Source organism: Gordonia aquimaris (assembly GCF_026262595.1).
Taxonomy (GTDB): Bacteria; Actinomycetota; Actinomycetes; order Mycobacteriales; family Mycobacteriaceae; genus Gordonia; species Gordonia tangerina.
In genome coordinates this window covers 1-10,485 of sequence record NZ_JAPKFM010000046.1, presented here as the reverse complement: position 1 = coordinate 10,485, position 10,485 = coordinate 1, and the positions used below count along the sequence as shown (strand labels likewise).

11 protein-coding genes and 1 tRNA gene are annotated in these 10,485 nt (G+C 66.8%); 8 read left to right on the top strand and 4 right to left on the bottom strand.

Annotation, left to right across the window (positions count from 1 at the left end; translation table 11 throughout):
* Nucleotides 1-88 precede the first annotated feature (88 nt).
* From OSB52_RS24200 to OSB52_RS24185, 4 genes are all read left to right on the top strand, one after another.
* Complete coding sequence (locus tag OSB52_RS24200; protein ID WP_266063875.1) at nt 89-529, top strand: Fur family transcriptional regulator; 441 nt, start codon at nt 89-91, stop codon at nt 527-529.
* Nucleotides 530-617: 88 nt separating this feature from the next.
* Entirely contained in the window at nt 618-1,052 is a 435-nt protein-coding gene (locus tag OSB52_RS24195; RefSeq protein ID WP_235721736.1) for an organic hydroperoxide resistance protein, read from the top strand.
* Nucleotides 1,053-1,103: 51 nt separating this feature from the next.
* On the top strand, nt 1,104-1,583 hold the full coding sequence (locus OSB52_RS24190; RefSeq protein WP_235721737.1) for a Dps family protein: 480 nt from the start codon (nt 1,104-1,106) through the stop codon (nt 1,581-1,583).
* 142 nt (nt 1,584-1,725) lie between these two features.
* Complete coding sequence (locus tag OSB52_RS24185; protein WP_266063873.1) at nt 1,726-2,205, top strand: hypothetical protein; 480 nt, start codon at nt 1,726-1,728, stop codon at nt 2,203-2,205.
* 10 nt (nt 2,206-2,215) lie between these two features.
* On the opposite strand, the gene OSB52_RS24180 is transcribed toward OSB52_RS24185, so the two are convergent.
* On the bottom strand, nt 2,216-3,166 hold the full coding sequence (locus tag OSB52_RS24180; RefSeq protein WP_266063872.1) for a GlxA family transcriptional regulator: 951 nt from the start codon (nt 3,164-3,166) through the stop codon (nt 2,216-2,218).
* Between the two features lie 419 nt (nt 3,167-3,585).
* Between OSB52_RS24180 and OSB52_RS24175 the strand changes: the two genes are divergently transcribed.
* The 3 genes from OSB52_RS24175 (at nt 3,586) to OSB52_RS24165 (ending at nt 7,878) form a co-directional block, all read left to right on the top strand.
* Nucleotides 3,586-5,010: a hypothetical protein gene (locus tag OSB52_RS24175; protein ID WP_266063871.1), complete on the top strand. Its 1,425-nt coding sequence runs from the start codon at nt 3,586-3,588 to the stop codon at nt 5,008-5,010.
* 9 nt (nt 5,011-5,019) lie between these two features.
* Nucleotides 5,020-6,363 (top strand): DUF2252 domain-containing protein, encoded by a 1,344-nt coding sequence (locus OSB52_RS24170; RefSeq protein WP_235721741.1) that lies wholly within the window; start codon nt 5,020-5,022, stop codon nt 6,361-6,363.
* 144 nt (nt 6,364-6,507) lie between these two features.
* Complete coding sequence (locus tag OSB52_RS24165) at nt 6,508-7,878, top strand: dipeptidase (RefSeq protein ID WP_266063869.1); 1,371 nt, start codon at nt 6,508-6,510, stop codon at nt 7,876-7,878.
* Here the strand turns inward: OSB52_RS24165 and OSB52_RS24160 are convergent.
* From OSB52_RS24160 to OSB52_RS24150, 3 genes are all read right to left on the bottom strand, one after another.
* Nucleotides 7,847-8,911, bottom strand: coding sequence for an acyl-CoA dehydrogenase family protein (locus tag OSB52_RS24160; protein WP_266063868.1), 1,065 nt, complete (start codon nt 8,909-8,911; stop codon nt 7,847-7,849). The genes OSB52_RS24165 and OSB52_RS24160 overlap by 32 nt on opposite strands.
* 48 nt (nt 8,912-8,959) lie before the next feature.
* Nucleotides 8,960-9,586: a lipocalin family protein gene (locus tag OSB52_RS24155; protein ID WP_266063867.1), complete on the bottom strand. Its 627-nt coding sequence runs from the start codon at nt 9,584-9,586 to the stop codon at nt 8,960-8,962.
* Between the two features lie 150 nt (nt 9,587-9,736).
* Nucleotides 9,737-10,153, bottom strand: coding sequence for a DUF7144 family membrane protein (locus OSB52_RS24150; protein WP_266063865.1), 417 nt, complete (start codon nt 10,151-10,153; stop codon nt 9,737-9,739).
* 200 nt (nt 10,154-10,353) lie between these two features.
* Between OSB52_RS24150 and OSB52_RS24145 the strand changes: the two genes are divergently transcribed.
* A tRNA-Pro gene (locus OSB52_RS24145) sits at nt 10,354-10,427 on the top strand.
* Nucleotides 10,428-10,485 lie beyond the last annotated feature (58 nt).

Here is a 10,485-nt window from a genome sequence, read left to right as displayed (position 1 = left end):
GGCGGCGCGGGTTCAGGCAAGCCTTTCCTCATTTTCTGGAACTGTTCCTATTTCTGGACTAGTTCCAGAAAACTGCTATAGTGGAGTCATGTCAGATCGTCACCGGTTCCATCGACGGCTTCGCGAAGCGGGAATGCGGGTCACCGCGCCCCGCGTCGCGGTGCTGGAGATTCTGGACGATCACCCGCACTCGACCGCGGATTTCGTCGCCACCGGGGTCCGCGAACACCTCGGCGGGGTGTCCACGCAGACCGTCTACGACGTCCTGCGCGCGTGTACGAATCGCGGTCTGCTTCGGCGCATCGAGCCGGCCGGTTCGCCGGTCCGCTATGAGACCCGCACGGGCGACAATCATCACCATCTGATCTGTCGTCGCTGCGGACAGATCGTCGACATCGATTGCGCGGTCGGGCAGGCCCCGTGTGCGCTGCCCGATGACGATCACGGCTACCGCATCGATGAGGCCGAGGTCACCTACTGGGGTGAATGCCCGCGGTGTCGCAGTTTGGTTGCGGTGAAAGAAAAATGACGAAACAAACGTCCAGAACCGTGTGAACGCACTGTGATCCAGCGACATCGAGTGGATTCAGCAACACCGAGTGAGTCAGGAGAAGCCCATGGCAGCAATTGATCCCGTGTACACCGTCGCCTCCACGGCCACCGGGGGTGGCCGAGACGGCCAGGTCGTCTCGCAGCCCGGCCGGGTCGACCTCGACATGCGGCCGCCCACCGAGATGGGTGGCAGCGGCGAAGGCGCGAATCCCGAGGAGTTGTTCTCGGCCGGCTATGCGTCGTGCTTCCTCGGAGCGTTGCGGGCGACCGCCAAGCAGGCGGGCGCGCAGGTGCCCGACGAGGCGACGGTGACCGTGACGGTCGGCATCGGCAAGGACGACGCCGACGGCGGATTCGCCCTCGTCGCCACCATCGAGACCTATTTGCCGGGCCTCGACGAGGCAAAGGCCAAGGAACTGGCCGAAGGCGCCCATGCCTTCTGCCCGTACTCCAAGGCCACCAAGGGAAATATCGAGCACAACATCACGGTTCGGGTCTGACCCGACCCGCGCCGACGCGTACAGCCCACGCAAGGAAAGGAGCGGTCCACCATGGCCACCAACACACCCATCACCAGCACGCTCACCGAAGAGCAGAAGTCGGTCACCGGTAAGGCGTTGCAGGACACCCTCGTCGACCTGATCGACCTGTCGCTGATCGCCAAGCAGGCGCACTGGAACGTCGTCGGACGTCAGTTCCGTTCGGTTCACCTCGAACTCGACGAGTTGGTCTCGGTCGCGCGCGAGTTCACCGATGCCGCAGCCGAGCGCGCAACCGCTATCGGTGTCAGCCCGGACGGCCGCGCAGAGACCGTCGCGAAAACCGCGAACACCAAGGGTTTCGGCGAAGGTTGGACCCAGGATAGTGACGTCGTCACCGCGGTCATCGATAACCTGCAGTCGGTGATCGGCGGTCTGCGCGAGCGAGTCCAGGCCACCGAGTCGGCCGATCCGGTGACTCAGGACCTGCTGATCGAGATCGTCTCGAAGCTCGAGCAGCTGCACTGGATGTGGCAGGCGCAGTCCGTCTGACGTCTGCTCCTGACACGCCGACATGGCCGAGCGCCCCGGTCATGTCGGCGTTGTCGTGTCCGCGTGCTCGAGTTCGATGGCAGCTCTCGAGGTGACTGTGACCCCGCGAACGATGCGAAATGCCCGCATGTAGCGTGGCAGCGTGGACAGTTGGGCAGCGGTAGTGGGGTTGGGGCTACTCGCGGCGGCCGTCGGGGTCATCGCGTTCGTGCGTTACCGGCAACATGAGACCGCGACATTGCAGCGTGACGTGACGCTCGCCCGCGAACTCCGCGAGCTCGCCGGGACCGACGAGGTCCGGCTGGCATCGGTGGACGAGTTCGAGCTGGCCATCTACCAGCGACTCTTCTACGCATCGGTGGTCGGTCCGCGCATCCGCAGTGCCGCCTGGGCGTTGTTCGGAACTGCACTGGCGATGAGCGCGGCCGTGGCCGCGTCGGCCGGCGACGGCGTGCTCTATACGGTGGCCCAGATCGGCGCCCTCGTGGTGACCGCGGTGTTCGCGCTGGCCACCCTCACCTTCGTCGCGATGGCGCTCGTGCACACCGCGACCACCCCGCGCGTCTCCTTCGCCGAGTCCTACGCTGCCGAGAGGTCGACCACCGACACCGGCTCCGGGTAGCCGGGCCCGCTCAGCGGGCGGCGAATCGGCGGCGGTAGACAGTCGGCGTGACCCCGACGGTGGCGTTGAAGTGGTGGCGCAGCAACGTCGCGGACGCGAAACCCACCCGGGCGGCGACGTCGTCGACCGGCAGTGTGGTGGATTCGAGCAACCGGCGCGCGTGCAGCACCCGCTGCTCGGTCAGCCATCGGTGAGGCGACACCCCGACCTCGTCGACAAAGCGCCGGGCAAAGGTGCGCGTGGACATGTGCATCCGGTTGGCCAGTTCGTCGACCGTGATGTCGGTATCGAGGTGTTCGACCATCCAGTCGAGGACCTGGGCGAACCCGTCGGACTCGCAGGCAGGTACGGGTGCCTCCACGAACTGGCGCTGTCCGCCGTCGCGATGCGGCGGCACCACCATCCGGCGGGCGATGCGATTGGCGACGTCGGGCCCATACTCCGCGCGGACAAGGTGCAATGACGCGTCGATTCCGGCAGCGGTTCCGGCGCTCGTGGTGACCGGCCCGTCATCGACGAACAACACGTCGGTGTCGACGATCGCCTTCGGATAGCGGCGGGCGAGTTCGGCGCCGTGGCGCCAATGCGTCGTGCACCGGCGACCGTCGAGCAGGCCGGCCTCGGCGGCAGCGAACGCGCCAGTACACACCGTGAGCACGCGGCCTCCGTTGTCGACCACCCCGCGCAGGGTCTGGAGTATCTCGGGTGCGAAGTCCGGGTCGGTGCTGCCACCCGGAACAGCCACCAGGTCGGCGTCGAGGCAGTCGTCGAGCGCATGCGGTGGGACCACCGCCGCGCCGTGACCGATGCTCAGTGGAACCCCCGGATCCGGCGAGGCGATCAGGAATTCGAAGGCCGGGACGCCGTCATCGGTGCGATCGAGGCCGAACACCTCGTTGACCACCCCGAACTCGAACAGCGCCACCTGGCGATGCAGTACGACGGCGACCTTCTTCAACACCCATCCAGTATGGCCGAAATTTTGCGAACAATGTCGTTCAGGCCACTGTCGGCGGGATATTTACGAGAACATACTTTCAGTCATGAACATGTTGATCCTGCTGCTCCTCCTGATTGCCGTGCTGTCGCCGATTGCGATCGGTATACAACGAACCGGGGGGTGGGCCCCGCCGCGTCATCGGTCACGTTCGCGCCTCGGCCCCGACGCTGAACGCATTCGCGCCGAACTCCGCCTCTTGCACCTGCAACGTCGCGACAGCGCTTGACCTGCAGCGACTTTCGGGTGGTTGCGGCAACCCAAAAGGCTGCTACGTTGGTGCCGCGGCGGGCATGTGAGCGCCGACGAGTTCGACGACCGCGACAGCGAAGGGGGCAATCAGTCCGATGTCACGCAGACGCGTGTGGTCGATTGTCATCGCCGTGACACTGATCGCGGCTCTCACCGTCGCGTCGCCGACGATCCGGTCGTCCGGGCCGGCGACCGAACTTGCCGAGGCCACCTCTGGCGTGGTCGCCGACGATGGGCCGGTGGACGGGGTCCTGGTCAGTCGCACATTGTTCCGCCACGCCGGCGCCGCGATCCTGATGCCCGCCAACGCGAATGACGATGTTCGGCGGCGTGCGAAGGCCGCCGCGCGACGATACGACACCCCCACCCTGGCCGTCAGTCCGGCGCGACGCGCGGCCGTGCGCGCGGAACTCGCACGCCTGGCACCCGAGCGCGTCGTGGTGCTGGGTGCCGCCTCCTCCGTGGCGCGCGGGTTGACCGATGCCTTGGTCACCACCGACCCCGACGATCTCATCGAACAGCATGCGGCCCAACGTGGTACCACGCTCGTGTATCTCGGTGCCGACGCGTCCCCGGACGCGGCTTTCACCGCAGAGGCCGCCGGAGCGCAGGTCGTTCGGGTGCCCGTCGACGATCCGCGGTCCACCGGTGAGTCGGTCCGCATGTTGCGGGAACACCCGGACGCGACGGTGCGCGCATTCGGAACGGGCTTCGGTGACAGCCGCGCCTTCGCACGCCAGACCCGGGCGGCCCGCACCCAGCCCGAGCTCCCCGGCGGCGGCCAGCTCATCTTTCCCGGGCGGCGCCTGGTGGCGCTGTACGGCTCACCGGGTGATCCCTCACTCGGCCCGTTGGGTGCGCAGGGCGCGCAGGCGTCGGTCGAGCGGGTCGATCAGCTTGCGGCGCAGTATCGGCCGTTCAGCGCGACGCCGGTGGTGCCGGCCTTCGAGATCATCGCCGCCGTCGCGTCGTCGGAACCCGGACCCGACGGGACGTATTCCAGCATGATCGACCCGCAGCGGCTCCGGCCGTGGGTGCAGGCCGCGCAGGACGCCGGGGTGTATGTGACACTCGATCTGCAGCCGGGGCGCGCCGACTTCCTGACGCAGGCCAAGCGCTACGCCTCGCTGCTCGCCGAACCGAACGTGGGACTGGCGCTCGACCCGGAATGGCGACTGAAACCCGATCAGGTGCACCTGACCCAGATCGGGTCCGTCGACGTCGACGAGGTCAACCGCACCTCGTCCTGGCTGGCCGACCTCACCCGTGCCCGGGGGCTTCCGCAGAAACTGCTCGTCGTACACGAATTCGACACCGACATGGTGGTCGGCCGCGACCGCCTCGACACCGCCCGACCCGAACTGCAGGTGGTGATCCACGCCGACGGCCACGGTAGTCCGCCGGTGAAGAAGGGAACATGGCAGCGGGTGATCGCCGATCTACCTGCGAACGTGTGGCTGGGGTGGAAGAATTTCTACACCGAGGACACCCCGACGTTCAGTCCGGCGCGGACCATGCAGGTGCGGCCCACACCGTCGTTCGTCTCGTATCAGTAGGAGGCGTCGATGACGGCGACCATCACCGATCTCGCCACGTGTGTGGACCAGGCCCAGCGGGGCGATCCGATCGAGATCCTCACCCGACAGGCCACCTCGCGTGTGCCCGAACTCGTACCCGTCCGCAATTCCCGGATGGCGGCGACGCCGTTCACGTTCTACCGCGGCGCAGCGGCGGTGATGGCGGCCGACCTCGCCGCGGTGCCTCATTCCGGGATCATGACACAACTCTGCGGTGACGCTCATCTGAGCAACTTCGGTGTGTTCAACACCCCAGAGCGGCGGATGATCTTCGATCTCAACGACTTCGACGAGACCGCTCCTGGTCCGTTCGAGTGGGACGTGAAACGGCTGGCGGCCAGTTTCACCGTGGCCGGACGGGGAAGCGGCTTCGATGCCGCCACCACCCGACGGCACGCGCGCGACGTGGCCAAGTCGTATCAGAAGTGGATGACGGCCAGCGCGGCCATGTCGACGATGGACTGCTGGTATGCCCGCATCGACACCGAAGAGGTGTTGACGAAGGTGACCTCCAAACTCGACACCTCGACCGAGGCACGCACGCTGAAGGGGCTGCGGAAGGCGCAGCACCGCAACAGCACCCAGGCGGTGGCGAAACTCTGCGTGATCGATGCCGACGGCAATGTGCACATCCGTAGCGATCCGCCGCTGCTGGTCCCGATCCACGAGTTGTTCCCCGACAGCCACGCCGACGAGGTCGCCAACCGGATCGCGGGCCGGGTCGATGCCTACCGCACGATGTTGCCCGACCACATTAGGGCGTTGTTCGACCAGTTCACGATCGTCGACGTGGCGCGCAAGGTGGTGGGAGTGGGCAGCGTCGGCACTCGTGCCTGGATCGTGCTGATGCATGGCGCACGGTCCGACGATCCGCTGTTCCTGCAGATGAAGGAGGCGCAGCGCTCGGTGCTCGCCGACTACGTGCCCACTCAGCAGTACGCCAACCAGGGGCAGCGGGTCGTCGAGGGCCAGCGGCTGCTGCAGGCGGCCAGTGACGTGTTCCTCGGCTGGACCTCCGGACTCGACGAGAACGGCGAGAAGCGTGACCTGTACGTCCGGCAATTGCGTGACGGCAAGGGGTCGGTGGTGATCGAGGCGTTGAGTCCCGACGACATGAAGCTCTACGCGAAGTTGTGCGGTCGGGCACTGGCACATGCGCACGCCCGAACCGGTTCACGCCTCCAGATCGCCGAGTACCTCGGTAGCGCCAAGGGCTTCGCCGATGCCATCGCCGACTTCTCGGAGTCCTACGCCGACATCGACGAGGCCGACCATGCCGCGATGCTCGACGCGATCGCTGACGGTCGGCTGGAAACCCACGACCTGGTGTGACAGGCGATCGTGGTCTTGTGGTGAGCACCTGGTCCCTGAGGAGGCCGGAGCTTGGAGAGGCCGTCACGAAGGGCTGCCACCGCGCCTCACGCCTTACATCGTGACAGGCTGATGTCACGCCGATCCGATTGCGAGGGAGCGCCGATGACCGACGACACGACGACCGACGAGAGCCTGCGCGAGCGCGTGCGGGAATTGATGCCGCAGGCGAAGACCGAGCTCGCCGAGATGGTCGCGTTCGAATCCGTCTACGACCCCACCGGCACTCCGCCGGAGGACTGCGACCGGATGGTCGACTGGTTGCTCGGTACGTTCACCGAGTTGGGTTTCGGCGACGTCGAGTCGCATGTGACCGCCGATGGCAGCAAAGCGGTGACCGGGCACCTGGCCGGTCCCGACGATGCGCCGACGGTGTTGCTCTATTTCCACCATGATGTGCAGCCGCCCCTCGGTGCCGACGAGTGGGACTCGCCGGTCTGGGAACTCACCGAACGCAACGGTCGCTGGTACGGCCGCGGCGCAGCGGACTGCAAGGGCAACATCGCCGTGCACCTGGCTGCGTTGCGGGCGCTCGGCGGCGACATCCCGGTCAACATCACCATCGTCGGTGAGGGCTCGGAAGAGCAGGGCACCGGTGGCATGGAGGACTTCGTCCCGAAGCACCCGGACCTGTTGCGCGCCGACGCGATCCTGGTGTGCGACTCGGGGAATTTCGCAATCGGCCGGCCGAGCCTGACCACGAGCCTGCGGGGTATCGCCAACATCGTGGTGACCGTCGAAACACTCTCGTCGGCAATGCATTCCGGCATGTTCGGGGGAGCGGCGCCGGATGCACTCGCCGCGCTCATCGCGATGCTCGCTTCGCTGCGCGACGCCGAGGGCAACACCACCGTCACCGGGCTGGACGCCTCGGCGACGTGGCCGGGCGTCGACTACCCGGTCGAGGCCTTCCGCACCGACGCCGGCATCCTCGACGGGGTGGACGTGATCGGCTCGGGGGCGGTCGCCGACATGGTGTGGGCACGGCCGGCGGCGACCGTGCTCGGCATCGACTGCCCGCCGGTGGTGGGGTCGTCGGCGGTCGTGCAGCCGAAAGCGCGTGCGCGCATCAACCTGCGGGTGCCGCCCGGGATGGACGCCAAGGTCGCCCAACAGGCGCTCATCGACCATCTCACCGCGGCCGCCCCGTGGAACGTCCGGGTCTCCTTCGAGCGTGAAGCCGATGGCGCGCCGTTTCGCGGCACCACCTCCGGGCCCGGTTTCGACACGATGGTCGACGCGATGACCACGACCTACGGCACCGACGTCGTGCTGATGGGGCAGGGCGGTTCGATCCCGCTGTGCAACGTGTTCGCCGAAACCTATCCGGAAGCGGAGATCATGCTGCTCGGTGTGGAGGAACCGTCGTGCCTGATCCACGCGCCCAACGAGAGCGTCGATCCGGGCGAGATCGAGAACATGGCCATCGTCGAGGCCACCTTTCTCAGGGAGTACGCGCGGCGGGCGGCGCGCTGAACCTGTCCACCAGCAGCTCCTTCAACTGTGGTCTACTGGCCGCGACCAGCGTGAATGCGGCTTCGCGGGCGAGGCGTTCGGGATGGGCGCCGCGCAGCAGGGCCGCGCCGCCCTCGGCGGCGATCAGTGTGGCTGCCGCGTCGACGGCCAATTGTGCGCCGTCGGCACGTGCCGCGATCAGCGTGGCGGCGTCGGTCATCCCGGCGTCGAGGGCAGCGCGGACCCGTCCGGTGCGGTCACGCACGGCGCGCGCCGCGTGCGGGTGACCGCCGACGTCGAGCAGCGCGGCGCACCGCCGCACCACTCCCAGCGGGAGCGTGCCGTTGATCCGGATGCCGGTGTTCTGGTTGGCGAAGAAGTCGTCGAGGGTCACCCGGCTCACGATGCGATCGTCGGGGACGACCAGGCCGGTGACCGCCAGCGACACCGTGCGGGTCGCATCGGCGACGCCGAGGTGCAGGGGTTTGACGGTGATGGCGTCCGGCGGCTGCTGGATCGGCAGGATCGCCGCGAGCACGTCGTCGGTGTCCACATCACGCGCCGAGATCTGCAGCAGATCGACGATGCCCCAACCGCTCACGAACGGCGCGTGGCCGTCGAAGCGCCACCCGCCGTCGACTCGGGTGGCGCGCATTCGTGGTGGGGTGGGGACCACTCCGGCATACGCCACGCCGGCGCGCAGCCGGCCGGCAACTGTTGCAGCGAACAATTCGTCACGTAGTCGTTGGTTGGCCGTGGTGGCCAGCGCGATGACCACACCATGATGCTGCAGCCACGTGAACGCGGTGGCCAGACACCCGCTCGCCATCACCTCGCTGATCTCGATGACCTGGGCGAAGTCGAGGCCGGGACCGCCGGCGTCGACGGGTGCGGCAATTCCGAACAGCCCGGCCTCGGCGATCGTCGTCCAGTGCGAGGCAGGTACCGAACTCGTGCGATCGACGTCGGAGGCGGCGGGGAACAGCACGTCGTCGGCGATCCGATACGCGTCGGCGACCAACCGCGTCCGCCGGAGGTCGGGATCGGTGCTCACCCGGTCAGCGTACGGCCGGGTGAGCACCGGATGCCTTCAGACGCAGTGTCAGACGGTGCAGAGCGGGGAGTAGTCGGTGCGGCCACCGGTGGTCGGGGACACCAAGAAGGTGCAGGAGTTGAATCCGGCCTTCTCCACCTGTCCGCGCAGCATCCGCAAGGTCTCGGTGGTGACGACCTTGTCCCGGGAGAGGACGAACCCGGAGAAGCGGGTCGGATCGCCGACGAGGGCGAACTGGTACGGGTCGTCGGGGGTGGCGCCGTCGGCGATCCACGTGACGATGTAGTTGGGTGCGTTGTTCGGATCGATGCTCACCGGAACCTGCGGGAACGACACGGACAGTTGTGCTTTGGTGACCGGGTCGACGACCTTCGCCTGACCCTTGACGCCGTTGGTCTGGCCCGTGAACGTGGTGCAGGTGTTCTCGACGCCGATCGTGGTCGCATCGATCAGGGTGTAGGTGGCCTTGGTGTCCTTGGCACAGTTCAGATTGAAGAACGCCGGAACCGCCGCGAGCTGCCACCAGGACCCGAGATACCGCTCGGTGTCGAGCTTCGGGATCGGTTGCAGCGGCGCGGCAGTCGCCGGGCCGGTGCTCGCGACCAGGGCGGCGACGGCCAGGGCTGCGGTCGCGAGGAGGGTGAACAAGCGTCGGATCGTGCGGGTGATGCGCATCGTGCGGCTCCGTTCGGGTCATCGGAAGAACTCGGACACTGGACGAACGGAGGCGATTCGGAGACACCGCGTTGTCGGATGGGTCGCAACAGAGAACACGCCGCCCGCCGGACCCGAGGGTCCGACGGGCAGCGTGTACATGGAGTTGGGTCAGGCGATGTTCGACGGCTTCCACGTCGCGACCGCCCAGATCACCACGAGGTCGAGAGCGATGATCAGGATCGCCCACAGAGGGTAGTAGGGCAGCCACAGGAACTGGGCGATGATCGAGATGGAAGCGATGATGATCGCCGAGATCCGGGCCCAGTCGGCGCCGACCGCCAGCCCGCCCGCAACGATGATCGCCAGGATGCCGATGATCAGGTGAATCCAGCCCCACGTGGTGAGGTCGAATTTGTAGACATACTCCGCGCCGACCACGAACAGGTCGTCATTGGCCAACGCCGAGATGCCCTGGAAAACAGCGACGAGACCCGCGACGAACAGCAACGCGGCCGCGACGATGGAGATGCCGAAGGCAAAACCTTCCTTCGTGCTGTAGTTGATGTCCTTCTCCGGCGTGCTCATGTGGGTTCCTTTCGGTACGGACGAGGTATATGAGACACAAGTGCTGGAATAACTCTAGTGGGCCGATGTGGACATAAGCCCACAAATACGCAGACTGCTCGTAACGGCTCCGTCACGGCGTTGCGATACGGCGATAGCGATCCTGACCAGGCGATTTAGTTCTGGCGGGGGCGTGGGGGTAAGCTATCGCAGGTTGCACACGGGGTGTGGCGCAGCTTGGTAGCGCGCTTCGTTCGGGACGAAGAGGTCGTGGGTTCGAATCCCGCCACCCCGACGCTAGGTTGAGATAGCAGAAGAAGCCCTGACCAGGAGAGATCCGGTCAGGGCTTCCT

Bases quoted from the DNA above. Each gene is read 5' to 3' on its own strand.
- OSB52_RS24200 (WP_266063875.1), top strand. From the start codon at position 89: ATGTCAGATCGTCACCGGTTCCATCGACGGCTTCGCGAAGCGGGAATG.
- OSB52_RS24195 (WP_235721736.1), top strand. From the start codon at position 618: ATGGCAGCAATTGATCCCGTGTACACCGTCGCCTCCACGGCCACCGGG.
- OSB52_RS24190 (WP_235721737.1), top strand. From the start codon at position 1,104: ATGGCCACCAACACACCCATCACCAGCACGCTCACCGAAGAGCAGAAG.
- OSB52_RS24170 (WP_235721741.1), top strand. From the start codon at position 5,020: ATGACGGCGACCATCACCGATCTCGCCACGTGTGTGGACCAGGCCCAG.
- OSB52_RS24165 (WP_266063869.1), top strand. From the start codon at position 6,508: ATGACCGACGACACGACGACCGACGAGAGCCTGCGCGAGCGCGTGCGG.
- OSB52_RS24155 (WP_266063867.1), bottom strand. From the start codon at position 9,586: ATGCGCATCACCCGCACGATCCGACGCTTGTTCACCCTCCTCGCGACC.
- OSB52_RS24150 (WP_266063865.1), bottom strand. From the start codon at position 10,153: ATGAGCACGCCGGAGAAGGACATCAACTACAGCACGAAGGAAGGTTTT.